Source organism: Kitasatospora sp. NPDC087314, assembly GCF_044744365.1.
In the GTDB taxonomy this organism is placed as follows: Bacteria; Actinomycetota; Actinomycetes; order Streptomycetales; family Streptomycetaceae; genus Kitasatospora.
The window spans coordinates 345,988-370,232 of record NZ_JBIUYE010000010.1 but is presented as its reverse complement, the minus strand read 5'-3'; the positions used below and the strand labels follow the sequence as shown (position 1 = coordinate 370,232).

The window sequence follows — 24,245 nt, the reverse complement described above, 5'->3', positions numbered from 1 at the left end:
CGTGAACCGCCGGGTGGCCATCACCGGGATCGGTGTGGTGGCCCCGGGCGGCATCGGGACCAAGGACTACTGGTCCTTCCTCACCGCGGGCCGCACCGCGACCAGGGGCATCACCCTGTTCGACGCGTCCGAGTTCCGCTCCCGGATCGCCGCCGAGGTCGACTTCGACCCGGCCGCCAACGGCCTGACCCCGCAGGAGGTCCGCCGGCTCGACCGGGCCGCCCAGTTCGCGCTGGTCTCCACCCGCGAGGCGCTCGCCGACAGCGGCCTGGGCGGCCTGGACGGAGACCGGACCGGTGTGTCGATCGGCAGCGCGGTCGGCTGCACCATGAGCCTGGACACCGAGTACTCGGTGGTCAGCAACGGCGGCCGGGACTGGCTGGTCGACCCGGCCTACGCGGTGTCGAACCTGTACGACTACTTCGTGCCCAGCTCGATCGCCGCCGAGGTGGCCCGGGACACCGGCGCCACCGGCCCGGTCGCCGTGGTCTCCACCGGCTGCACCTCCGGACTGGACTCGCTCGGCCACGCCGTCGAGCTGATCCGCGAGGGCTCGGCGGACGTCATGGTCGCCGGGGCCACCGAGGCCCCGATCTCCCCGATCACCCTCGCCTGCTTCGACGCCATCAAGGCCACCACCAACCGCAACGACGAGGCAGCCACCGCCTCCCGCCCCTTCGAGCGCACCCGCAACGGCTTCGTGCTCGGCGAGGGCTCGGCCGTCCTGGTGCTGGAGGAACTGGAGCACGCCCGCCGCCGCGGGGCGCACGTCTACGCCGAGATCGCCGGCTACGCCTCCCGCTGCAACGCCTACCACATGACCGGACTGCGGGCCGACGGCGCCGAGATGGCCGAGGCCATCCGGGTCGCGCTGGACGAGGCCCGGATCCCCGGCGACGCGATCGGCTACATCAACGCCCACGGCTCCGGCACCAAGCAGAACGACCGGCACGAGACCGCCGCCTTCAAGCGCAGCCTCGGCGAGCACGCGTACCGGACGCCGATCAGCTCCATCAAGTCGATGATCGGCCACTCGCTGGGCGCCATCGGCTCGCTGGAGATCGCCGCCACCGCGCTCGCCGTCGAGCACGGGGTGATCCCGCCCACCGCCAACCTGCACGAGGCCGACCCGGAGCTCGACCTCGACTACACCCCGCTGACCGCCCGCGAGGCGCGGGTGGACGTCGCCCTCAGCGTCGGCAGCGGCTTCGGCGGATTCCAGAGCGCCATGGTGCTCGCCAAGCCCGAACGGAGGACCTCATGACGACCGTCGTCGAACCCGCCGCCGGTACCGCCCCGGCCCACCGCACCACCCGCGCGGTGGTCACCGGCATCGGCGTCACCGCGCCCAACGGCCTGGGCCGGGAGGCCTGGTGGCGCGCCACCAGGCAGGGGGAGAGCGGCATCCGGCGGATCTCCCGCTTCGACCCGGACCGCTACCCCGCCCGGCTCGCCGGCGAGGTGCCGGACTTCGACCCGGGCCGGCACACCCCGGGCCGACTGGTCCCGCAGACCGACCACATGACCCGGCTCGCGCTGTACGCGGCCGCCGAGGCCGTCGACGACGCCGGCCTCGACCCGGCGCAGGGGCCCGAGTTCGGCGTCGGCGTGGTCACCGCCAGCACCGCCGGCGGCTTCGAGTTCGGCCAGCGCGAACTGCAGGCGCTCTGGAGCAAGGGCGGCAACCACGTCAGCGCCTACCAGTCCTTCGCCTGGTTCTACGCGGTGAACAGCGGCCAGATCTCGATCCGGCACGGCCTGCGCGGGCCGAGCGGGGTGATCGTCACCGACCAGGCGGGCGGCATCGACGCGGTCGCCCAGGCCCGGCGCCATCTGCGCAAGGGCGTCCCGGCGGTGGTCACGGGCGGCGTCGACGGCTCCATCTGCCCGTGGGGCTGGGCCGCCCACCTCGCCGACGGGCGCCTGGCCACCGGTACCGACCCGGCCACCGCCTACCTGCCGTTCGCCGCCGCCGCGGCCGGCCACGTGGTGGGGGAGGGCGGCGCCATCCTGGTCCTGGAGTCCGCCGAGGCCGCGGCCGCCCGCGGCGCCCGGGTGTACGGCGAGGTGGCCGGGCTGGCCGCCGCCTTCGACCCGGTGGCCGGGCCGCCCAAGCTCGCCCGGGCCGCCGAACTCGCCCTGGCCGACGCCGGGTTGAAGCCCGGCGAGATCGACGTGGTGTTCGCCGACGGCGCCGGCACCGCCGCCGACGACCGGGCCGAGGCCGAGGCGCTCACCGCGCTGTTCGGCCCGGGCGGCGTCCCGGTGACCGTGCCGAAGACCATGACCGGCCGGCTCGGCGCCGGCGGCGCCTCGCTCGACGTCGCCGCCGCCCTGCTCGCCGTCCGCGACGGGGTGATCCCGCCGACCGTCAACGTCGGGCGCCCGGACCCGGCGTACCGGATCGACCTCGTCACCGAGCCCCGCCGCCAGGCCGTCCGGACGGCCCTGGTGCTCGCCCGCGGCCGGGGTGGCTTCAACTCCGCGGCCGTCGTCCGGGCCGCCTCCTGACCGCCTCCCGACCACTCACACCCAACCGAGTCCGCCCACCGAAGGGAACACGCATGTCCTCCGAGATCACCCTGAAGAAGCTCACCGAGCTGCTCCGCGAGTGCGCGGGCGAGGAGGAGCCGGGCATCCTCGACGGCGACATCCTCGACACGCCGTTCGCCGAGCTCAACTACGACTCGGTGGCGGTGCTCCAGGTCACCGGCCTGATCGAGCGGGAGTACGAGGTCCAGCTCGCCGAGGAGACCGTCGCCGAGGCGGACACCCCGCGGATCCTGCTGCGCTTCATCAACGAGAGCCTGAGCACCTCGGTCTGACCGCCGGTCGGCCCGCAGACGGACCCGTGGGCCCGGCCGGTTCCGACCGGCCGGGCCCACACGGTCCTTCACGCGGGTCCGCACCCGGCTCCGGAGCGCACGAAGGGGCCCGCGTCCGCACCTCGGACGCGGGCCCCTCTCGCGGTGCCGGGCTCAGACCAGGTCGTCCCGGTTGACCTGGCGGTACTGGACCTGCCAGCCGGCCTCGGACAGCACCAGCCGGTCCTCGCAGACGGTGCTGAGCCGGACCACGGCCTGGCCGCCGCGCGGGATCTCGATCACCAGGGCGTAGCAGCGGGCCGTCGCGGAGCCCGGGCCGCTCTCCCGCACCGACACCATGCCCAGCCAGTGCCGGCGGCGGATGCCCTGCTCGTCCATGGCCGCGTGCGCCTTGCGGGCGGCCGCGGAGATCGCCTCCCGGCCGGTGGACGGCTCGGGGTGGGCGTTGGCGGCGAACACGCCGTCCGGGGTGAAGGTCAGCGCCCACTCGTCGACCCTGCCGTCGTCGAGCAACTGCATCTGGTGCGCGTAGAACTCCTGGACCTGGTGGTACAGCTCGGCGCCGGTGGCGGCGGGGATGTGCGCGATGACGGTCATGAGAGGTCCTCTCCGGCCTGCTGATGGGTGGCCCCAGCGTGCGGACGGGGGCTCGGGGACCGGTCGAGGGCGGCTCGCATCCGCCGGTCCATCGGTGCTCCAGGGCCCTTCGAGGCCCGCGGGCGAACCTCCCCCAGGGCACGCAGGCGTGCCGACCGACCGAGAAGGAGAGTTGAGCATGAGCGAGCAGCGCAAGGTCGCCCTGGTGACCGGGGCGACCAGCGGGATCGGGCTGGCCGTGGCCCGCACCCTGGCCAAGCAGGGGATGAATGTCTTCCTGTGCGCCCGCAACGCCGAGAACGTCGAGCGGACGGTCAAGGAGCTGCGCGAGGAGGGCCACGACGTGGCGGGGGCCCCGGCGGACGTGCGCGTCCTCGCCGACGTCCGGGCCGTGGTGGCCGCCGCCGTGGAGCGGTTCGGCTCGGTCGACGTCCTGGTCAACAACGCCGGCCGCAGCGGCGGCGGCACCACCGCGGACATCGCCGACGAGCTGTGGGACGACGTCATCGACACCAACCTGAACTCGGTGTTCCGGATGACCCGCGAGGTGCTGTCCGGGGCCGGCCTGCGGGACCGGGACTGGGGCCGGATCATCAACATCGCCTCCACCGGCGGCAAGCAGGGCGTCGTGCTGGGCGCCCCGTACTCGGCCTCCAAGCACGGCGTGGTCGGCTTCACCAAGGCGCTCGGCCTGGAGCTCGCCAAGACCGGCATCACCGTCAACGCGGTCTGCCCGGGCTACGTCGAGACGCCGATGGCGCAGCGCGTGCGCGCGGGCTACGCCGCCGCCTACGAGACCACCACCGACGCGATCCTGGAGCGCTTCGAGGCCAAGATCCCGCTCGGCCGCTACTCCACCCCCGAGGAGGTCGCCGCGCTGGTCGGCTACCTGGCCTCCGACGCGGCCGCCCCGATCACCGCGCAGGCGATCAACGTCTGCGGCGGCCTGGGCAACTACTGATCCGGCACCTGATCCGTCACCCCGACCGAACGAGGAGAGTCCACCCGTGACCGTGACCACCGACGCGGCCGCCGGCGCCGCCGTCCACCACACCGAGCACAGCACCTTCGTCCAGGCCGCGCCCGAGGCGGTGTACGCGATCGTCTCGGACGTCCTGACCTGGCCGCTGCGGTTCGCGCCCAACGTGCACGTCGAGCGGCTCGCCGCCACCGAGAGCACCGAGCGGATCCAGATCTGGGCCACCGCCAACGGCGAGGTGCGCACCTGGATCTCCCACCGGGTCCTGGACCCGGTGGCCCGCCGGGTCTCCTTCCGCCAGGAGGTCTCCTCGCCGCCGGTCGCCGGCATGGGCGGGGAGTGGATCATCACCGCCGAGGGCGGCGGCACCCGGCTGGTGCTCACCCACGACTTCTCGGCGGTCGGCGACGACCCGGCCGGGGTGGAGTGGATCACCAAGGCGACCGACACCAACAGCACCGCCGAGCTGGCCGCGGTCAAGGCGCTCGCCGAGCGCTTCGCGGAGCTGGGCGAGCTGGAGTTCGAGTTCGAGGACACCGTCGAGGTGGCCGGCGACGGCGCCGACGTCTTCGAGTTCCTGTACCGGGCCGACGAGTGGCCCCGGCGGCTGCCGCACGTCGCCGCGCTCGACCTCCAGGAGGACGTGCCGGGCGTCCAGGTGATGGCGATGGACACCACGACCGCCGACGGCTCGGTGCACACCACCAAGTCGGTCCGGGTCGCCTTCGGCACCGAGCGCCTGGTGTACAAGCAGACCGAGGTGCCGGCCCTGATGACCGCGCACACCGGCCGCTGGCGGGTCACCCCGATCGAGGGCGGCGTCCTGGTGGGCTCGCAGCACAGCGTCACCATCCGGCCGGACGCGGTCGAGCGGGTGCTCGGCGCGGGCAGGACGGTGGCCGACGCGCGCGAGTTCGTGCACCGGGCGCTCTCCACCAACAGCGGGGCCACGCTGCGCCACGCCAAGGCCTTCGCGGAGGCCCGCCGGGCGGAGCGCGGCCGTGGCTGAACCGGCGGCGGCTGCACCGGCCGTGGCCGTGCCCGCCGGGTCCGAACCGGTCGGTCCGCTGGACGGGCTGCTCGCCGCGGCCGCCGCGGACCGGCCGGACCACCCGGCGATCGTCTGCGGGGAGCGCTCGACGACCTTCGCCGAACTGGACGCCCGGGCCGACATCCTGGCCGCGGCGCTGCGCGCCGTCCTGCCGGGGGCCGGCCAGGTGGTGGCCGTCGCCGCGCTGCTCGACCCGGACTTCGCGGCCGCCTACTACGGCACCGTCCGGGCCGGGCACACCGTGGCGACGGTCAACCCGCTGCTGCGCGAGGACGACCTGGTGTACGTGCTCGGCCACGGCCGGGCCCGGTTCGCCCTGGTCGACGCCGGGCTGTACGCCCGGCTGGCCGGCGTCCGGGACCGGCTGCCGGACCTGCTCGGCGTCGCGGTGATCGGGCCGGCCCCGGCCGGCCTGCCGCACGCCGACCAGTTGCCGGCCGGCCCCGCGCCGGCCCCGCGCCGGTCGGAGCCGGACGCGGTCGCCTGCCTGCACTTCACCAGCGGCACCACCGGGCGCCCGAAGGCCGTCCGGCTGACGCACCGCAACCTGGTGCTGAACGCCGGGCAGGTCGCCGCCGCGCACCGGCTGGACGGCGACTCGGTCACCGTCAACCACCTGCCGACCTACCACCCGATGCACCTCAACTCGGCCGTCCGGGCGGGCGCCACCCAGGTGCTCTGCCCGGCCCCGGACGAGGCCGCCGCGGTCGAGGAGGCCAATCGGCGGCGGGCCACCCACTTCTACAGCCTGCCGTTCCGGCTGGCCCGGCTGGCCGCCGACGAGCGGCTGCCCGGGCTGAAGCTGGAGACCGTGCGCCGGATCGCCTCGGGCGGTTCGGCGCTCTCCCCGGCCCACGCGGCGCGGCTCACCGAGCACTTCGGGGTGACGGTCTTCCAGGGCTACGGCCTGGCCGAGACCTCGCCGCTGACCCACTCGGACGACCCGGACGCCCCGCTGCACGGCAGCGTCGGCCGCCCGGTGCCGGGCACCGAGCACCGGGTCGTCGAGGTGACGACCCGTACGGTGCTGCCGGTGGGCGAGGTCGGCGAGGTGCAGGTGCGCGGCCCGCAGGTGATGAAGGGCTACCTCGGCGGCCCGGACGGCCACGGGCTGGAGCCGGACGGCTGGTTCTCCACCGGGGACGTCGGCCGGATCGACGAGCAGGGCCGGCTGACCCTGGTCGACCGGCTCAAGGACGTCTTCAAGTACCACAACTGGCTGGTCTCCCCGTCGGAGATCGAGCGGGTGCTGATCCGCCGGCCGGAGGTGCGCGACTGCGTCGTCTTCGACCACGCCGACGGCCCGGACGGCTCGGTGCCGCACGCCCTGCTGGTGCTGGCGCCGTCCGCCGACCCGGTCGCGGTCTGCCGGGAGGTCAACGCCGGGCTGCCGTACTTCCAGCGGATCCGCTACGCGCACGCCGTGCCGGCGATCGAGCGGTCGGCCAACGGCAAGCTCCAGCGCCGGGAGCTGCGCGAGCGCCACACCGGCCGGGACGGCGCCGTCCCGGCCGCCTGAGTCGCCCCAGCGCCCCACCACCCCCAACGCCCGGGCCCCGTACCGAATCTCGGTACGGGGCCCGGGCGTTGGGGGTGGTGGTCAGTCCTCGACGAGGGCGACCGCGCGGGCCCAGCCGGCGCCCGCGCCCTTGACCTTCACCGGCAGCGCGCTGACCGTGAAGCCGAACGGCCGCGGCAGGCTCCCGAGCCCGGCCAGCCGCTCGATCTGGCAGAACTCCCGCCGCCGGCCCGCCATGTGGGCCGGCCAGAGCACCTTCTGGTCGCCGGTGCGCTGGTACTCCTCGACGATGTGGGTGAACGGCGCGTCCAGGCTGAACGCGTCGGTGCCGATCACCCGGATCCCGAGGTCCAGCAGGTAGTCGGTGGCCGACTCGTCCAGGCCGGCGAACCGGGTGAAGTACTCCAGGGTGCCGCTGCGCTCGTCCGCGCCGGTGTGCAGCAGCACGATGTCCAGCGGCTGCGGCCGGTAGCCGATCCGGGCCAGCGCCTTGTCGATCTCGGCGGCGTCCACCGCGCCGGAGGGCAGGTGGGTGAGGTCCAGGACCACGCCGGGGCGGTGGAACCAGTCCAGCGGCAGCTCGTCGATGGTGCGCGGGCGGCCGTCGCCGTACTCGGCCTTGGAGCCGTAGTGGGCCGGGGCGTCGACGTGGGTGCCGGTGTGGGTGGACAGCTCCAGGAAGTCGTTGTTCAGGAACTCCCCGCCGGGGAAGTCGGCCGGGGAGATCTCCAGGCCGAAGTGCTCGCGCATCTCGGAGGCGCAGTGCGCGGCGCCCTCGGCGGGGGTCATCACCCGGTGGTTCACCGGGTCCGGCTCCCAGCCGGACGCGTCCACCGGGGAGGAGAGGTCGATGATCCTCATACGAATTCGCTCCTGGTCTTCTGCTCGGAGGGGTTCCGCCCATGGCCGGGCGTCGTGAAGAGGTCGGTGCGCACCCGGATCGGGGTGCGCCCGAAGGCGATCTGGCGCAGGATCGCGCCGTACACGGGGGTGTGCGCCAGCAGCCTGGTGATCAGCGGCCGGATCCGGTCGCCCAGCCCGCCCTGCGCCAGCATGCCCTTGGACTGCCGCGCCTGGAGCTTGAACACCGCGGCGATGTCGGGCCGGCGCACCCGCGGGTACGCGGACAGCCGCTCGGCCGAGACGTCGCCGGCGGCCAGCGCCTCCAGCAGCACCGGGTGCAGCACGGCGGCGTCCTGGAGCGCCAGGTTGATGCCCTGCGCGCCGATCGGGCCATGGGTGTGCGCCGCGTCGCCGATCAGCGCGAGGCCGTCGGCCACCCAGTCGTCGGCCGAGCCGGCGAAGACGTCCAGCAGGCTCAGGTCGTTCAGGCTCGTCAGTGAGGCGCGCACCGCGTCCGCGTACGGCGGCACGGCCTTGACGATCTCCGCCAGCACGTGGTCGAAGCCGCGCGCGGCGAGCTCCTTGTAGCCCTTGTGCGGCAGGGTCCAGCCGATCTGGACCGACTCCGGGTACGAGTCGTAGACCAGCACCGGGTTGCCGGCCGCGCGCAGCACCCGGACGTCGTGCAGCGGCCGGTTCTGAGCCGGGATCTTGAACCAGAGGACGTCGTGCTCGAAGGCCTCCAGCCGGGTGTACTCGATCCCGGCCAGCTTGCGGACCTTGGAGTACCGGCCGTCCGCGCCGACGGTGACCTTCGCGGTCACCTCGATCCGCTCCGCGCCGCGCCCGGCCACCGCGCCGGTCACCCGTCCGCCGTCGTGGCGCAGATCGCCGACCGACTGGCCCTCGATGTAGGTGAAGGTGTCGAACTCCCGGCAGTGGGCGAGGAGTTCGATCAGCACATGGCGCTGCGGGATGGACAGCAGGAAGTCGAAGGGCTGCGGCAGCTGGTCGTAGTCGATGTCCATCAGCACCCGCTCGTGCTCCACCAGCTGGAAGCGCTTCAGGGGGTAGCCGCCGCGCGCCCGGGCGCCGTCCAGCACGCCGAGCTGGTCGAGCAGGGTCATCCCGCCGGGCTGCAGGATCTCGCCGCGGAACTCCCGGTCGAACGAGCGGGTCTTCTCCACGACCGTGACGGACCTGCCGGAGCGCAGCATCAGCAGGGCCAGCGTCAGGCCGGCCGGGCCGCCGCCGACGACCAGGACGTCGGTCTCGATGTGTTCCACCAGTCTCTCCTCATGGGAAGGGGGCGGCGGTGGCCCGCCGCCCCCGGGGGGATCCGCACGACGGGTCAGGCCAGCAGGCCGAGCCCGCCGTCCACGCTGACGACCTGGCCCTGCAACCAGGCCGCCTCGTCGGTGCACAGCAGCGCGACGACGTCGGCGACGTCCTCGGGCCGGGTGAGCCGGCCGCCGGGGGTGCGCCGGCCCAGGAACTCCGCCATCGAGCGGTTCGGGGTCTGCTCGCCCTTGTCGAGCATGCCGGTGGAGACGGCGTTGACGCCGATGCCCTTGCCGGCCAGCTCCACCGCCAGGTAGCGGACCAGGTTCTCCAGCGCGGCCTTGGCCACCCCGACGCCCACGTAGCCGGGGATCACCGCGTGGGCGCCGTTGCTGGACACCGCGACGATGCGGCCCGGCCGCCCGGCCATCAGCCCGGCCAGCAGCGGGGCGCCGAACAGCAGCGGGTTGAGGGTGACCTCCTGCTCGGCGCGGAAGCTCTCCAGGTCGACGCCGACCGCCGTGCTCGGCCGCCAGGTCCCGGCGTTGTGCACGAAGAGGTCCAGGCCGCCGTGGTCGGCGCGGACCGCCTCCAGCAGCTCGGCCAGCTCCGGTTCGCGCCGGATGTCGGCCCGCACCGCGCGGGCCGTGCCCTTCAGGCCGGCCAGCTCCGCCACCGCGGCGTTCGCGGCCGCCTCGTCCTGGCGGTAGTTCAGGTACACGTGCGCGCCGGCCGACACCAGCTTGCGCACGATGGCCAGGCCGAGGCCGCGGGCGCCGCCGGTCACGACGGCCACGCGGCCGTCCAGGCCGAGGGTGGACGACTCGGTCATTGCTTCACCTCCGGGGTGGACGGGTCGGGGATCGGCTCCCCGGTGACGATGACGGTCTCGCCGCGCCGCGCGTCGGCGGCCTCGGTCAGCCGCAGGACGGCGGCCGCGACCTGCTCGGGCGAGGCGAGCGGGACGGGGGTCGGCGGGTGGGGGACACCCGGCCGGGCGATCGGCCCGGGCGCCACGGTGTTCACCGCGACGCCCTGCTCGCCGAGTTCGATGGCCAGCGCCAGCGCGAGGCCGTTGACCCCGGCCTTGGCCGCGCACAGGTGCGCGGCGCCGGGTCGGCCGCGCAGCCCGGCCAGCGAGGACACCAGCACCACCCGCGGGTCCGGGGCCCGCCGCAGCAGCGGCAGCGCGGTCCGGACCAGGAGGAAGGCGCCGACCAGGTCCGTGTCGACGACCCGGCGGAACTCCTCCGCCGGCAGCTCGCCGACCGGCACCGGACGCCCGGTGTAGCCGGTGGCCAGGTTGACCACGGCGTCCAGCCGGTCCACGCCGGCCGCCGGGAGCGCCGCGAAGGCGGCGTCCAGGGACGCCTGGTCGGTCAGGTCCGCGACGACCGGGTGCACCGGTGTGCCGGAGAACTCCCCGGCCAGCTCCCCGGCCAGGGCCGACAGGGCCTCGGCGGACCGGCCGAGCAGGACCAGGCCGGCCCCCTGCGCGGCGGCGGATCGGGCCGCCGCCGCGCCGACCAGCCCGGTGGCGCCGGCCAGCAGCAGCCAGTCGCCCTTGCGGGTGGGCACCGGGCTCACTTCGCCGGGGTGCCCTCGAGCACGACCACGTACAGGTCGGGCTCGGGGGTGGCCAGCGCCGCCAGCTCCTTGATGTGCACCGCGAACTCCGGGCTGGCGAGCACCCGGTGGTGGTCCTCGACGGTCTCCCAGAGGGCGATGTTGACGTAGGAGTCGGGGCGGTTCAGCGAGCGGTGCAGCTTGAAGTTGACGAAGCCCTGCTGCGCGCGCATGAACTCGGAGCTGGCGGCCCAGACCTTCTCGAACTCGGCGGTGTCGCCGTGGACGGTGAACTTGTTGATCAGGGTGACCATCGTGGGGTCCTCTCCAGTGGTGGTGGGTGGTGCGGGGGTTGTCAGGGTTTGCCCGGGGGTTTCTCGGGGGCCTCTCGGGGGTTCGGGGCCCGGGCGTCAGACGCCGGCGGTCTCCCGCTGCCGGACCAGCCGGGCGGTGTCCCGGGTCAGCGCGGTGAGCAGCCGGCGCCGCGCCGCGCCCCGGGCCGCCGTCAGGCCGCGCCGGCGCAGGGTCACCAGCACCTCCTCGACCGGCTCGGACCCGGCCAGGTCGGTGGCCGGGCGCACCGTCCACTCGCCGGTCAGGGCGGTGCAGGAGCGGCTCACGGCAAGCTGCTTGACGACCAGCCGGCCGACGACCGGGGCGACGCAGACGGCGAACGGCCGGCCGGAGCGCTCCAGCAGCCAGGCGTGCGGACCGGCCGCGCCGACCCGCAGCCCGGCGAGCTGCGGCAGCAGCAGCGGCCAGCGGTCGGCGTCGGCCAGCGCCTCGGCGGCCTCGGCCGCCCGGCCCCGGAACCGGGCCGCCCGGCCCGCCGTCACCACGGCCTCGTCCAGCCCCCGGCCCAGCTCTGCCGCGGCCTTCACGGCGGCGAGCTGGGCGTCGGCGGTCCGGGTGACCATCGCGGCGATCCACGGGTGGTCGGCGAGGGTGCCCTCGGAGACCCGGGCGTGGTGGGCGAGCACCAGCCGGCAACCGCCGTCCTCGCGCGGCTCGAACCGCCACTCGCCGCCCATCGCGGCCAGCGGCGCCTGCGGGGCGTCCTGGGCGAAGACGATCGCCGTGCCGGTGTCGGGCAGCAGCCGGCGGGTCGTGGTCCAGGTGCGCACCGCCGGGCGCCCGGCCCGGTGGGCGTTCTCGTCGAAGGCCCAGATCCGCAGCCGGTCGGTGCCGGTGCGGCGCTCCAGGACCTCGACGTGGACGGTCGCGGAGAACAGCAGCGGCCACCACGACACGTCCGCGACCAACCGCCGGACGGCGTTCGGCGCGGCGTGGACGACGGTCTCGCGCTCCAGGTGCAGGACGGCGTCGGGCGCGGTCATGGGCGGGCCTCCTCGGCGGCGGGTGCGGGGCTGACACAGGGAGCGTGGGGCCCGCGCCTCGGAGCCGTCTGGAGCCGGGCTGGAGAGCTCCGGCGGGTGTCCCCGGCCGCGTCCGGGCACGTCGAAGGGCCCCCGAGAAGCCGTGCGGGCGGCTTCCGGGGGCCCTTCGAGAGGGAGCGGAGTGGTTCCAGGGCGTGTTTGCAAAGTCGCGTCGGACCAGGCCGCGGCGTTGGGCGCCCGGCTGGGCGTGCGACCGGATCGTCCTCGTACTGGACGTACTTGGGCGATTCGGGCGTGCGTCCAGGTGGGGGTACCTCCCGGCCGGAGGCTGGGGGAGGATGCCCGGCGTCGCGGACCCGGCGGGACTTTGCAAACACGCTAGGGCTGGGTGCGCTGCTCGGCCCGGGCGCGGACGTTCTCGAGCAGGCCGATGTTCTCCTGCCCGGCGGCGGCGCGCAGGGTGGCCCGGTCGAGGGTCCGGCCGTCCTCGCCGGGGCTCAGCGTGAACACGTGCCGCCCGGTCAGGGTGGTGCCGCCGCCGGCCCGCGGGGCGACCTCCCAGTACCCGGTGTGGGTGCTGGTGCACGGGTCGGGGGAGAGCCGTTTGAAGGCGATCATCCGGCCCGGCAGGCAGACCTGCGCCCACTCCTCGGTCCGCTCCGCGCCGTCCGGGCCCTTGGCCCGCGCGGTGACGGTGCGCACGCCGTCCGAGCCGGGGGACTCCACCGCCCGCACCTCGGCCAGCCGCGGCAGCAGCAGCGGCCAGTCGGCGACGTCGTGGAGCAGCCGGTACACGGCCGCGGCCGGCGCGGCGACCGCCACCGACTGCTGCACCTGCACCCGCAGCCCGGGGTGGGCGGCCTCCCGCTCGGCGGCGTCGCCGAGCGCGGCCAACTGGGCGGCGCTGGTGCGCTCCACCAGGTCGTCGATCTCCCGCAGGGCCGCCGGGTCGTCGTCGATCGCCCGGTAGGCGTGGGTGAGCCGGACGAGCGTGCCGCCGCCCGGCAGCGGGTCGAACAGCCACTCGCCGCTCATCTCGGCGATCGGCTCGCGCGGCCGCTCCTGCCCGAAGCGCAGCCGCAGCGCGCCTTCGTCCAGCCGTCGCCTGGACGTCCAACTCCTGGCCTTGACACCGCCGTTGCCCCAGATGCGGATGAGCTCGTCGGTGCCGTCCTCGCTGCGCTCCAGGTGCTCCACGTGCAGGGTGGAGGCGAACACCCGGGTGGCCTCGTCGACCTCGGCCACCAGCCGGTACAGCGCCTCGGGCGGTGCGGCCACCTCGGCGCGGTGCTCGGTCTCTCGCAGGGTCTGCTGTGCTGCCATGCTGTGCTCCTCGTCCGTCGCCGTTGTGATATGACGCATCGTCAGACAGTGGCCAGGGCCGGGTAGTCGGTGTATCCGCGGTCGTCGCCGTCGTAGAAGGTCGACGGGTCGGGGGTGTTCAGCGGGGCGCCGGTGCGCAGTCGCTCCGGCAGGTCGGGGTTGGCGATGAAGTTCCGGCCGAAGGCGATCACGTCGGCCACGCCGTCGGCGAGCGCCTGCTCGCCCTCCGCCAGGCCCGCCGGGGCGCGGCCGCCGACGTGCGGGCTGAGCATCAGCACACCCGGCCAGGCCCGTCGCAGCACCCGGGTGACGTCCCGGGAGCCGGTCTCGTACAGGTGCAGGTAGCCGAGGCCGAGCGGCCGGACGGACTCCACCAGGGCGCAGTACAGCTCCTCGGTGTCGCTCTCCTCGATGTCGTTGAACCGGTTGCCGGGAGAGAGCCGCAGGCCGACCCGCTCGGCGCCGACCGCGTCGGCGACCGCCTCGGTGACCTCTCGGGTGAACCGGATCCGGCCGGCCACCGGGCCGCCGTAGCCGTCGGTGCGCCGGTTGCTGCCGGAGGCCAGGAACTGGTGCAGCAGGCAGCCGTTGGCGCCGTGCAGCTCGACGCCGTCGAAGCCGGCCGCGATCGCGTTGGCGGCGGCGGTGGCGAAGTCGGCGATGGTGGTGCGGACCTCCGCGGCGGTCATCGCGCGCGGCTCGGTGTACTCCTTGGGCCCGTCGTAGGTCTGGGCCGTCCCGGTGGTCGGCCGCACGGCCGAGGGCGCCAGCGGGACGAAGCCGGCCGGCAGGCTGGAGTGGCGCACCAGGTCGGGGTGGCCGATCCGGCCGGTGTGCATGATCTGGGCGAAGATCCGCCCGTCCGCCGCGTGCACCGCGTCGGTGACCGTCCGCCAGGCCCGGAGCTGCTCGGTGCTGTGCAGGCCGGGGGTGCGGACGAAGCCCTGGCCGGCGGCGCTGGGCTGGCTGCCCTCGGTGATGATCACCGCGGCGGAGGCCCGTTGGGCGTAGTAGGTGGCGGCGGACGGACCCGGTATCCCTTCGCGGTCGGCCCGGTTGCGGGTGAGCGGGGCCATCGCGATCCGGTTGGGGAGGGTCAGGTGGCCCATCGTGATGTCGTCGAACAGGGTTGCCATGGCGTACCTGCACTCCTTCGTCGGTGCGGTCGGTGGGCCCCGCCGGGTCTGCACCCGGTCAGGCCGGTTCCTGGTCGTAGCGCTGGAAGATCTCCCGGAGCCGTTCCTCGGTCGCCTCGTGCGGCAGCAGCGCGCTGATCTCCTCGAAGTGCCGCTCGTAGCCGGCCGGGTTGATCACGCTGAGCAGCTTGCCGGGCTCGTCTCCGATGTTGGTGAAGCCGTGGGCGGCCTTGCGCGGCAGGTAGCAGAACCCGCCGGGGCCCACCTCGGTGAGCTCGTCGCCGGCCCGGAACCTGAACAGGCCGCTCACGACGTAGAAGGACTCGGTGTGGGTGTGGTGCAGGTGGGGCGGCGCCCCGGTTCCGGGCGCGAACGTGGCCTCGATGATGGCCAGCGAGCCCGCGGTGTCGTCACCGCCGACCTTGAGCGAGAAGCGGTTGCCGAAGACGGTGAGTGGAGTGCCCTCCCCGCCCGGCAGTACCACGTACTTCGCGTTCTCGGCGTCCTGCCAACTGGTCACGGCTGTTGCTCCCTCGCGAGTGGGTGGTGGTCCGTCGCGGCCGCCGAGGACGGGGTGGTCGGCGGCCGCGACGGACCGGCTTTCGGTCAGCCCTTGTCGATGGTGGCCAGCAGCGGCGCGGCGTAGCGGTCACCCGCGGTCGCCGGGACGAGGTCGGCGATCCGCTTCAGGTCCTCGGCGGAGAGCTTCAGCTCGGCCGCGCCGGCGTTCTCCTCGATCCGGGACGGACGACGGGCGCCGAACAGCGGCACCACGTCCTCGCCCTGGGCCAGCACCCACGCCAGCGCGAGCTGGCCGGCGGTGGCGCCCTTCTCCTCCGCGACCACGGCGACGGCGTCGGCGATCGCCTTGTTCCGGGTGAAGTTCTCACCCTGGAACCGCGGGTCGTGGCGGCGGAAGTCGGACGGGTCGAGGTCCTCGGGCGAGTTGAAGCTGCCGCCGAGGAAACCGCTGCCCAGCGGCCGGTAGGCGGCCAGGGCGACGCCGAGCTCGCGCGCGGTCGGCAGGATCTCGTCCTCGACGTGGCGCTCCCACAGCGAGTACTCGGTCTGCAGCGCGGCGATCGGGTGCACCGCGTGGGCCCGGCGCAGCGTGGAGGAGGCCGCCTCGCACAGGCCGATGTGGCGGACCTTGCCCGCCGCCACCAGCTCGGCCAGCGCGCCGACGGTCTCCTCCACCGGGACGTTCGGGTCGATCCGGGCGAGGTAGTAGAGGTCGAGGTAGTCGGTGCCCAGACGGGAGAGCGACAGCTCCACCGCCTCCTTGACGTACGCCGGGGTGCCGTCGACGACGCGACGGCCGTCCGGCAGGGTGCGCATGCCGAACTTGCTGGCCAGCACGACCTCGTCGCGGCGGTCGGCGATCGCCTGACCGGTGATCTTCTCGGCGGTGCCCGGGCCGTAGAAGTCGGCGGTGTCGATCAGGTTGATGCCCGAGTCGAGGGCCTTGCGGATGGTGGCCACGGACTCCTGCTCGTCCGCTGCGCCGTAGCTGCCCGCCATCGCCATCGTGCCGAGGCCGAGGGCGGAGACGCGCGGGCCGTTGGTGCCGAGCTGCCTGGTGGTCATGGTTCTCCGATCAGTGATGAACTGGCCGCGCGGGGGATCCTGCGGCCGGATGAAGGCTGGTCCGCCCCGGTGCCCGCGAAACCTCGCGGGCACCGGGCGAACCGTCCTACGAGAGTGAGGTGTCGGTGGCGGCCGCGGCCGCCATGCCCGCGGCGGCCGACGAGGCGGCGGTGGCCGCCACCGAGCCGGCGCTGGCGGATATCAGGCGGTCGGCCAGCGCGGTGATGGTGAGCGCCGGCGGGGTGGCCTGCAGCCCGCCGCCGGGGAACAGCGAGCCGTCCACGACGAACAGGTGCGGGTAGTTCTTCACCTGGCCGCCGGCGTCCGTCGCGACGCCGAGCGGCACGCCGCCGAGCGAGTGCGAGGTCCAGCCGGGGCTGGTGAAGCTGGTGGACGAGCCCGGGGTGACGGCGTTGAGCTGGGCCAGCACCCCGTTGACCGCCGTGGTGGACTGGGTCGCACCGGCGCTGGCGGCCGGCCAGTTGAGGTCCACCGCCCCGGTCGTCGCGTTGTACGTGAACTGCCCGGCCGGAGCGGCCACCGACACGCCGAGCGTGCCGAGCGCGCCGGAGCCGTCGGTCGGGGCCTGCCCCCACGGGAAGTTGAGCAGGGTGACCGGGGTCGACGTGCCGGTCCAGGACTTCACCGCGAACGCCGACGGCCCGCCCTGGGTCGGGTTGTTGAACGGCATCCCGGTGCGCAGGCTGTTGTTGTCGCCGTTGGTGCCCCAGGTGGTGCCCACCGAGGCGTCCAGGTTGGGCAGTTGGCCCTTCGCCTTGGCGGCCACCAGCAGCCGGGTGGTGCCCAGCGAACCGGCCGCCAGGACCAGCGTGGGCGTCACCACGGTGTACGTGCCGACCACCGTGCCCGAGGTGTTGAGCGACTCGTAGCGCACCTGGTAGCCGGAGTAGTACGGCTGGATCGCCACGACCCGGGCGAGCGTGCGCACCTGGACCCGGCCGGTCGCCCGGGCGGCGGCCATGATCGTGCGGTCGACGCTCTTCTTCGCGCCGCTGTTCACGCCCCAGATGCTGTCGCCGGTGATCACCGACGGGGTGGCGGTGCCGGCCATCTCCTGGCGGACGACGTTCCAGTCGACCGCCAGGTTCAGCTTCTCCACCGGCAGCCCGGCCGCGGTGGCCTCCGCCGCGAACGAACGGGCGGCCGCGTAGTAGCCGGAGTTGAGGATGTCGTCCGGGATGGTGCTGGCGCCGATCAGGGACATCGCCCGCGGGTACCAGGTGTTCACCATGTCCTGGTACGAGACCAGGCCGTTGAACGAGGCGTCGAACAGGGCCTGGCTCGGCTGGAGCATCACGGTGCTGTTGACCAGCGATCCGCCGCCCAGGCCGGCGCCGGCCAGGCCGATCACGCCGTTCGCGTAGAAGGCCTCCAGCACGCCGGTGTAGACCGGCAGCGTGGCGGTGGTGAGCGGCGACTGCGAGTTCAGCCACGATCCGCGCCCGTCCGGGTTCGCCACCGTGGCGAAGGTGTTGCCGGCCGAAGTGATCTGCCACTCCAGCCCGCGCTCCAGCACCAGCGTGGAGACGCCGGCCTGGGCGAGCCGCAGGGCCGCGACGGACCCGGCGTACCCGCTGCCGACGACGACGGCCGACGCGTACGTGGCGCAGTTGGTGCCGATCGGGGCCGCGACGGCCCGGCCGACCGTGCTCTGGGCGGCGAGGGCGCCGAGGGCGACGCCGCCGGAGCGGAGCAGAAAGCCTCGTCTGCTCATCGAAGTGGTGCTGCTCTTGCGCTGAGACGCCATGTGGCGCTTCCCCCTTGACAGACCGGGCGGACCAGGACACGACCGGGCCGACCGACGACGGACCAGGAAGTCGACGCGGCAGACCAGGGCCGCGACCCATCGCAGTCTGGCCGGGCGACCTTGAATCCGGCTGGAGCCCGCTGCCGGGCCGCACCGCAGGTCCGCTCGACCCGGGCTCGACCCGGATTCCGCCCGCCTCCGGTGCAGTGAGGGCGTGTCCGACGGACCCGCCCTGCGCGTGTCCGTACCGTCCAGCGAGAGGCAGAACCCGATGAGCACCGGCCGGATCGACGTCCACCAGCACGTGATTCCGCCCTTCTACCGCGACTGGCTGACCGGCCGCGGCATCGACCTCGGCCGCCGCCTGCCCGCCTGGAGCACCGGCAGCACCCTCGCGATGATGGACGGCCACGGCATCGCCGCCGGCGTCCTGTCCGTCTCCACCCCCGGCGTCCACCTGGCCCCGGGCGAGGACGCCGAGGCCCGCAGGCTCGCCCGCCGGGCCAACGAGTTCCTCGCCGAGCTGGTCAAGGACCGCCCGGACCGCTTCGGCTTCTTCGCCACCCTCACCCTGCCCGACGTGGACGGCGCCCTCGCCGAGGCCGAGTACGCCTTCGACGTGCTCGGCGCGCACGGCGTGCTGCTGCTCGCCAACACCCACGGGCAGTACCTCGGCGACCCGGCCCTGGAGCCGCTGATGGCCGAGCTCGGCCGCCGGGGCGCCGTCGCCCTGGTGCACCCCTCCCAGTTGCCCGGCCCCGCCGTCCCGGGCGTGCCCGCGTACGTCGCCGACTACCTGCTCGACACCACCCGGGCCGCCGTCAACCTGGTCCGCAACCGCGTCCTCACCCGCCACCCCGGCCTGCGCGTCATCCTCGCCCACGGCGGCGGCTTCCTCCCGTACGCCTCCCACCGGGTCGCGCACGCCCCCAACGTCTGGGGCGACCGCACCCTCGACCAGGTCCTCGCCGAACTGCGCCGCTTCCACTTCGACACCGCGCTGTCCTCCAGCCCGGCCGGTCTCCCCAGCCTGCTCGCCTTCGCCGACCCGATGAACATCCACTACGGCAGCGACTGGCCCTTCGCCACCGACGACATCGACTACTTCCTCGCCGGTCTCGAATCCCACCCCCTCGACGACACCACCCGTGCCGCGATCGACCGCACCAACTCCGCCCGCCTCTTCGCCGGGGCGGCGTTCCTCGAGAGCGGTCGGTCCGAATAGCGGGTGCCCCGGTCCGGGAGCGTTGTGACGCTTCCGGACCGGGGCGGCCGGGACCGATTCTGACGAAACGTCAGCCGACGGACCAGATCTGCAGGGCGGAGCCGGTGTCCGGCTGCTGGGTCACCAGGGCGCCGTCGGCGGTGGAGGCGGTGGTGAGGGCGAGCCCGCTCTGCTGCGAGGTGATCGTGTAGCCGCCGGCGACGGGGGAGACCAGCCAGCGCTGGTTGGCGCCCCCGGTGCACGCCCACTGGACGATCGGGTTGCCGGCCGCCGTGGAGCCGCCGCTGTCGTCCAGGCAGAGCGTGGACTCACCGTTGGCGATCCGGTAACTGCCGTCGGACTGCCGGGTGAAGACCCAGTTCTGGTTGGCGCCGCCGTTGGGGGTCCAGGTGACGAGCTGGGTGCCCTGCGCGGTGGAGTGGGCGGGGTCGTCGAGGGCCTTGCCCGAGACGGTGAGGGTGTGGGTGCCGTCGAGCGAGGCGGTGCCGGTGGGGGTCAGCGTCAGGGTCTGGTCGGCCGCGGCGCGGGCGCCGCCCACGGGGTTGCCGGTGGTGTCGGTCCAGGACCGGGTGGGCGTGGTCTCGGTGAGCCGGCCGGCGCCGGAGGTCATGCCGAGCACCAGGCCGCTGTAGCGGTTGACCAGCCGGACGGCTCCGGTCGGTGCCCCGGTGTCGGTCCGGCCGGGGATGACGAACCACTGCTGGCCGACGGTGGGTCCGTTCGTCCCCGGCGCGGTGACGGTCGGCGCGGTGCCCCAGGCGCGGGTCGCCGTGCTGTCGGAGCCGACGCCCAACAGCCGGCCGGTGGCGGAGTTGAGGATGCGGTACGAGCCGTCGCCGTTGGAGGCGAAGCTCCACGAGGCCAGGCCCGATCCGGTGGCGGCCGGCAGTGAGGTGGTCGCCGGGCCGCCGGAGGTCTGGGCGAGCACCCGGCCGGTGCCGTTGGCGATCCGGTAGGTCCTGGTCACGTCGACCGGCGCGGGGGCGGGTGCGGAGGAGTCGAGGGTGATGTCGACGTACTCGCCCGAGGAGCCCGCCGAGCAGCCGTACGCGCAGTAGGAGCGGAAGTTCCTGCCGACGATCGTGGAGCTCGTCCGGTTCGCGCTGTCGACGAACCAGCGGTACCAGGAGGCCGTGTGGTAGCCGCCGGTGTCGCCGATCGGGTACCACTTCTGGGTGGCGAGGTTGTCGGTCGCGTAGAGGTACTGCGGTGACGAACCGTCCTGGTTGACGGCCTGGGGCTCACCGATGTACAGCCCGAGGTGGGCGTCGTAGGTGATGTCCATGACGAACAGGGGCGAGGTCGGGGGCATCTTTCCGGCCGCGATCTGCTGGCTCGCCGTGCCGGTGTTCGCCGGGTCGTACTCGGTGGAGACGGGGGTGTAGCCGGTGCTGTTCGAGGAGTCGACCGGCACGATGTTGCTCTCCCGGCCGCCGGTGCCGGGCTGGCTCCAGGCGCCGTCGTACCACTTCTGCCACGAGTCGGGCGCCATCTTGGCGGAGATCGGCGCGCGGGCCACGTGCTCGTAGAAGGCCGTCCAGCTGCCCTTCTTGTCGAGGATCCGCGAGCCGTAGTAGACGTAGAAGTAGCCGGAGGCGGTGTCCGCGAACAGCCGCGGGTCGCCGTCGCCGTAGGAGTACGTCTCGTTCGGGAACGCGGTGGTGTCGCCCCGCGTGGTGCTGTACGGCGAGGTGAGGACGTGGTTCCTGACGGTCCACGTCCGGCCCTGGTCGGTGGAGACGGCGTAGTCGATCGCGTCGTAGTGCAGGCCGTCGCCGAAGGGCTGCGGGGTGAACTCGTTGTGCACCAGGCCGTACCAGTTGCCGGTGTCCGGGTCGACCCAGACCCCGGTGAGGTCGCAGTAGTTCTTCTGGGCGTAGCCGGAGCCGGCGGGCGCGGCCGTCGCCTCCCGGCCGGTGGGGCTGTTGTTGCAGCGCCAGGTCGTGTTGTTGTTCGCGTCCTGGGAGTTGGCGGGGTTCACCGCGTTGCTGATGGCGGCGGAGCGCTTGGCGGTGTCGAAGTCCTTGCCGGTGAAGAAGTCCCAGTAGCGCGGGTCGCTCGCGCCGTACAGCGCGGCGGACTGCTGGAAGTAGAACGTCCCGTCCTTGTCCAGGTACGGGGCGGCCGGGGTGTCGGTCGGCGTCCGGTACGGCACGGGGGAGCCGACCCCGACGGTGTAGGTCGCCGTGGCGGGTGTGGCGGGGGCCGCCGACGCGGTCGGCGCCGCGAGGGCGCCGCCGGCCAGGGCGGTGGTCGCGGCCGTGAGGGTGGCCACGAGGGTTCTCAGAAGGGATGGCACAGGCACTCCTTCGGGTGGGGGCGTACTGCTTTCGCGGACTCGGCGTTCGGTCCGCGGCGCGGCGGCCACGGGGGTGTGGCCGCCGCGCCTCCTTCCGGTCAGGGCGGGAGGAGTTGAGGGGGGGGTCAGGCCTGCGACATCCGGAAGTCGTAGGCGGGCGGCACCGGGGTCCCCGGGTGGACGGCGAGCCAGAGGGTGTCCAGCGAGTCCTCGCCCTCGCGCATGTTGTCGACGCGGATGCCCTCGGCCAGCAGCCGCCGGACCCGGTCGTCGTCGCCCGAGGCGTGCGCCGCCTTCGCCTCCGCCAGCTTGATCCGGCCGTGCTCGCGGACGGTCTGGGGGAACTGCTCGATGACCTGCAGGGCCTGCTCGGGACGGCCTGCCCGGAGCAGCGCGTCGAGGAGTTCGACGGTGAGCTCCTGGCCGTCCGGGCGCAGCCGGTGGGCCTCGACCATCAGGTCGGCGGACTCCTCGGCGTCGGGCGTCAGAACGGCCAGGGCGCGCAGGGCCCACGGCGTGGGCAGCTCGCCGATCGAGCGCTTCCAGGCCGCGCGGGCGGCGTCGTCCTCGCCGTCGGCCAGGCGGAGCAGGCCGAGCTGGTAGAGCAGGTGCCAGTCCGGTTCGCCCGCCTCCAGCAGCTCGCGCCAGTGGGATCCGCGGACCGGGGCCGCCGGCGGGTCGCTGATCGGCAGCCGTCCGGTGCGCGCCAGGGCCAGCCAGGGGGCCTGTTCGCGCTCGCAGGAGCCGAAGGGCAGGGCGGGGGTGGGAGAGAGCAGCCCGGCTTCGACCTCCAGCGCCCCCCAGCCCGAGCCGCGTGCCAGCAACTGGTCCGGCGCGGGCAGCCCGGCCGCCCACCCGGCGGCCGCGGCCAGCTGCTCCGGGCTGACCAGCGCGTCCAGGGCTTCCCGGACGGCCGCCCGGGCCTGCTCCCAACTCCCGTGTACGGCGTGGGGATCGGCCTGGAGGAGTCCGTAGGCCTCGACCCAGGACCAGCGCGCGCCGGCCGGCATCGGCAGGTGCTCCAGCTGGGTCCTGGCCAGCCCGGCCTGGATCTCCAGGTAGGCCGAGTCGGGCCCGGAGAGCCACTCCTGCCAGTGCCGGCCGCCGGTGCCGGTGCCCCAGTGGAACAGCTTGCGGCCGCGCAGCCGGTCGGTGGACGCCTGGACCAGGCCGGCGCCGGTCTCGTCCAGCGCGGTGATCCACCGGCGTTCGCCGTCCGGGATGTCCAGGAAGTAGTCCGCCGCGCGGGGCAGTCGGCCGGGATAGCTGCGGTCGGCGCCCTCGTGGTCGGGGAAGACGACCTGCCGCAGGTCGGCGGTGTAGTCGAAGTGGAAGGCTCGGTCGGCGGGGCCCACCACCCGGGTCCGCTCCGTCTCGGGCACGGCGATGTTGGACCACCAGTAGACCGGGACCTCGGCGTCGTTCGGGTTGTGGACGGAGACGTTGACGTACAGGACCGGGGAGCGGGCCGGCAGCCAGGCGTCGATCTGCAGCACCAGCTGCCGCAGGCGTTCGAACTCGTACATCCGCAGCACGGGCGTGCCGTCCGCGGCGGTGATCCGGACGGCGTGCAACGGCTCGCAGGTCAGCGGCCAGTGCCCGGTGGTGCCGAGGTTCCACTCCACGCCGCCGGCCACCCAGGCGTCCCGCAGGGCGAGGTTGGCCGGTTGCAGGACCGGGTTGCGGTGCAGCAGTTCGCGGCCCGAGGGGCGGTGCACCAGCGACCAGAGCCGGCCGCCGTAGCCGGGCAGGAAGGTGGCGGTGAGCTCCTCGTTCTCCAGCACCACGGTGGGCAGTTCGCGGGTGGTGCGGGAGCGGTCGTAGCCGTCCTGGGTGGTGTACGGGAGCAGCGTGTGCGGGCGGCCGTAGCCCAGCCCCCGGCGCATCTCGGGATCGGCGGCCCCGGCGTCCTCGGCGACGCGGGCGGGCAGGCCGTGCAGGATCGGCAGCAGGCCGGCGACCGGCTCGGCCGCGCCCTCGACGCGCAGGACGCCGGTGCGCAGCGTCGAGGGCGGGGCCGACGATGCCGGGGCTGACGGGTTCAGGGGTGATGAGCTCATTTGCCGATCCCCACCGTCATGCCCTGGATGATCCGGGTGCCCAGCCAGGAGAAGAGCGCGAGCATCGGTGCGAGGATGAGGCAGACACCGGCGAACATGGTCCCCCAGTCCATTCCGTTGAGTTGTTCGGTGGCCACGAAGTCGGCCAGGGACACCGGCAGGGTGATCTTGTTCTCGCTGTGGTTGAGCACCAGGGCGAAGAGCGTCTCGTTCCAGGCGCCGATCACCTGGAGCAGGAAGGCGGTGATCAGGCCGCCGCGGGCGACCGGGACGATCACCTGCAGGAAGGTCCGCAGCGGCCCGGCCCCGTCGAGGGTGGCGGCCTCCTCCAGGACGGCGGGTACGCCGCTGAAGAAGCCGGTCAGCAGGTAGACGGTGAACGGCATCGCCAGGCCGACGTAGACCAGGATCAGGCCGAACAGGCTGTCCGTCAGGTCGACCTGCGCCAGGCCGATGAAGAGCGGGACGACCAGGACCTGTCCGGGGACCCCGAGGCCCATCGCGAAGGTCATGGTCAGCGCGGACGAGGTGCGGGTGCGGCGGCGGGCCAGCACGTAGGCGGCGGGTGCGGCCAGGGCGACGGCCGCCACCGAGGAGACGGTCGCGACGAGCACGCTGTTGAGCGCCGCCCGGCCGAACCCGCCCTCGTTCAGCGCCCGTCCGTAGTTGCCGGGCTGCGGGTCGGTCGGCAGGCCGAAGGGGTGGGCGAAGATGTCGTTGCTGCCGCGCAGCGAGGTCAGGAAGACCCACAGGATGAGCAGCAGGTCGGCGGCGACGACGACCCAGACGACGGCCCTGGCGATCCGCATCGCCGGTCCCGCGGCTCGGTGCTTGGTACGCACGGGAGGT

General features: G+C 74.0%; 22 protein-coding genes. 7 read left to right on the top strand and 15 right to left on the bottom strand.

The annotated features are described in order from the left end of the window. Position 1 precedes the first annotated feature (1 nt). The 3 genes from ACIO5E_RS23595 to ACIO5E_RS23585 are packed head-to-tail and all read left to right on the top strand — an operon-like array spanning position 2 to position 2,825. Positions 2-1,264 carry a beta-ketoacyl-[acyl-carrier-protein] synthase family protein gene (locus ACIO5E_RS23595; RefSeq protein WP_400671018.1) on the top strand — a complete coding sequence of 421 codons (1,263 nt, stop codon included), beginning with the start codon at positions 2-4 and terminating at the stop codon, positions 1,262-1,264. After that, a complete protein-coding gene (locus tag ACIO5E_RS23590; RefSeq protein WP_400671016.1) occupies positions 1,261-2,511 on the top strand; it encodes a ketosynthase chain-length factor in 1,251 nt (416 codons plus the stop codon). Before ACIO5E_RS23595 ends, ACIO5E_RS23590 begins: the two co-directional genes overlap by 4 nt. 53 nt (positions 2,512-2,564) lie before the next feature. Beyond that, a complete protein-coding gene (locus ACIO5E_RS23585) occupies positions 2,565-2,825 on the top strand; it encodes an acyl carrier protein (RefSeq protein WP_400671013.1) in 261 nt (86 codons plus the stop codon). Between the two features lie 153 nt (positions 2,826-2,978). Here the strand turns inward: ACIO5E_RS23585 and ACIO5E_RS23580 are convergent, their stop codons facing one another. Further along, entirely contained in the window at positions 2,979-3,422 is a 444-nt protein-coding gene (locus ACIO5E_RS23580) for a nuclear transport factor 2 family protein (protein WP_400671011.1), read from the bottom strand. 178 nt (positions 3,423-3,600) lie between these two features. On the opposite strand from ACIO5E_RS23580, the gene ACIO5E_RS23575 reads away from it, so the two are divergent. The 3 genes from ACIO5E_RS23575 to ACIO5E_RS23565 are packed head-to-tail and all read left to right on the top strand — an operon-like array spanning position 3,601 to position 6,971. Beyond that, complete coding sequence (locus ACIO5E_RS23575; protein WP_400671009.1) at positions 3,601-4,383, top strand: SDR family NAD(P)-dependent oxidoreductase; 783 nt, start codon at positions 3,601-3,603, stop codon at positions 4,381-4,383. 46 nt (positions 4,384-4,429) lie between these two features. Beyond that, positions 4,430-5,410: an aromatase/cyclase gene (locus ACIO5E_RS23570; RefSeq protein ID WP_400671007.1), complete on the top strand. Its 981-nt coding sequence runs from the start codon at positions 4,430-4,432 to the stop codon at positions 5,408-5,410. Continuing rightward, a complete protein-coding gene (locus ACIO5E_RS23565; RefSeq protein ID WP_400671005.1) occupies positions 5,403-6,971 on the top strand; it encodes a class I adenylate-forming enzyme family protein in 1,569 nt (522 codons plus the stop codon). The genes ACIO5E_RS23570 and ACIO5E_RS23565 overlap by 8 nt, the downstream gene beginning before the upstream one ends. 81 nt (positions 6,972-7,052) lie before the next feature. On the opposite strand, the gene ACIO5E_RS23560 is transcribed toward ACIO5E_RS23565, so the two are convergent. The 11 genes from ACIO5E_RS23560 to ACIO5E_RS23510 all read right to left on the bottom strand — a co-directional run bounded on the left by ACIO5E_RS23560 (position 7,053) and on the right by ACIO5E_RS23510 (position 17,779). Beyond that, positions 7,053-7,832, bottom strand: a complete 780-nt coding sequence (locus ACIO5E_RS23560) for a cyclase family protein (protein ID WP_400671003.1) — start codon at positions 7,830-7,832, stop codon at positions 7,053-7,055. After that, the gene (locus ACIO5E_RS23555) at positions 7,829-9,100 is read right to left on the bottom strand and encodes an FAD-dependent monooxygenase (protein WP_400671001.1); all 1,272 of its coding nucleotides are present in this window, start codon (positions 9,098-9,100) and stop codon (positions 7,829-7,831) included. The genes ACIO5E_RS23560 and ACIO5E_RS23555 overlap by 4 nt, the downstream gene beginning before the upstream one ends. A gap of 65 nt (positions 9,101-9,165) precedes the next feature. Continuing rightward, positions 9,166-9,927, bottom strand: coding sequence for an SDR family NAD(P)-dependent oxidoreductase (locus tag ACIO5E_RS23550; protein WP_400670999.1), 762 nt, complete (start codon positions 9,925-9,927; stop codon positions 9,166-9,168). Further along, positions 9,924-10,673 carry an SDR family NAD(P)-dependent oxidoreductase gene (locus ACIO5E_RS23545; protein ID WP_400670997.1) on the bottom strand — a complete coding sequence of 250 codons (750 nt, stop codon included), beginning with the start codon at positions 10,671-10,673 and terminating at the stop codon, positions 9,924-9,926. Before ACIO5E_RS23545 ends, ACIO5E_RS23550 begins: the two co-directional genes overlap by 4 nt. A 5-nt stretch (positions 10,674-10,678) precedes the next feature. Further along, positions 10,679-10,975 (bottom strand): antibiotic biosynthesis monooxygenase family protein, encoded by a 297-nt coding sequence (locus ACIO5E_RS23540; protein WP_400670995.1) that lies wholly within the window; start codon positions 10,973-10,975, stop codon positions 10,679-10,681. A 96-nt stretch (positions 10,976-11,071) separates the two neighbouring features. After that, complete coding sequence (locus ACIO5E_RS23535; protein WP_400670993.1) at positions 11,072-11,998, bottom strand: aromatase/cyclase; 927 nt, start codon at positions 11,996-11,998, stop codon at positions 11,072-11,074. Positions 11,999-12,376: 378 nt separating this feature from the next. Next, positions 12,377-13,321, bottom strand: a complete 945-nt coding sequence (locus tag ACIO5E_RS23530; protein WP_400670990.1) for an SRPBCC family protein — start codon at positions 13,319-13,321, stop codon at positions 12,377-12,379. A 41-nt stretch (positions 13,322-13,362) separates the two neighbouring features. After that, positions 13,363-14,457 carry an alkene reductase gene (locus tag ACIO5E_RS23525; RefSeq protein ID WP_400670988.1) on the bottom strand — a complete coding sequence of 365 codons (1,095 nt, stop codon included), beginning with the start codon at positions 14,455-14,457 and terminating at the stop codon, positions 13,363-13,365. A 58-nt stretch (positions 14,458-14,515) separates the two neighbouring features. Then, on the bottom strand, positions 14,516-14,977 hold the full coding sequence (locus ACIO5E_RS23520) for a cupin domain-containing protein (RefSeq protein ID WP_400670986.1): 462 nt from the start codon (positions 14,975-14,977) through the stop codon (positions 14,516-14,518). An 86-nt stretch (positions 14,978-15,063) separates the two neighbouring features. After that, positions 15,064-16,044: an aldo/keto reductase gene (locus ACIO5E_RS23515; RefSeq protein WP_400670983.1), complete on the bottom strand. Its 981-nt coding sequence runs from the start codon at positions 16,042-16,044 to the stop codon at positions 15,064-15,066. Between the two features lie 106 nt (positions 16,045-16,150). Then, positions 16,151-17,779 (bottom strand): GMC family oxidoreductase N-terminal domain-containing protein, encoded by a 1,629-nt coding sequence (locus ACIO5E_RS23510; protein WP_400670981.1) that lies wholly within the window; start codon positions 17,777-17,779, stop codon positions 16,151-16,153. Between the two features lie 247 nt (positions 17,780-18,026). On the opposite strand from ACIO5E_RS23510, the gene ACIO5E_RS23505 reads away from it, so the two are divergent. Further along, a complete protein-coding gene (locus ACIO5E_RS23505) occupies positions 18,027-19,037 on the top strand; it encodes an amidohydrolase family protein (protein ID WP_400670978.1) in 1,011 nt (336 codons plus the stop codon). A gap of 70 nt (positions 19,038-19,107) precedes the next feature. Here ACIO5E_RS23505 and ACIO5E_RS23500 read toward each other — a convergent pair whose 3' ends face one another. The 3 genes from ACIO5E_RS23500 to ACIO5E_RS23490 all read right to left on the bottom strand — a co-directional run bounded on the left by ACIO5E_RS23500 (position 19,108) and on the right by ACIO5E_RS23490 (position 24,238). Next, on the bottom strand, positions 19,108-21,336 hold the full coding sequence (locus tag ACIO5E_RS23500) for an RICIN domain-containing protein (RefSeq protein WP_400670977.1): 2,229 nt from the start codon (positions 21,334-21,336) through the stop codon (positions 19,108-19,110). Between the two features lie 125 nt (positions 21,337-21,461). Continuing rightward, positions 21,462-23,396, bottom strand: a complete 1,935-nt coding sequence (locus ACIO5E_RS23495) for a DUF5107 domain-containing protein (protein WP_400670975.1) — start codon at positions 23,394-23,396, stop codon at positions 21,462-21,464. Then, on the bottom strand, positions 23,393-24,238 hold the full coding sequence (locus tag ACIO5E_RS23490; RefSeq protein ID WP_400670972.1) for a carbohydrate ABC transporter permease: 846 nt from the start codon (positions 24,236-24,238) through the stop codon (positions 23,393-23,395). Before ACIO5E_RS23490 ends, ACIO5E_RS23495 begins: the two co-directional genes overlap by 4 nt. Between the last annotated feature and the right edge of the window lie 7 nt (positions 24,239-24,245).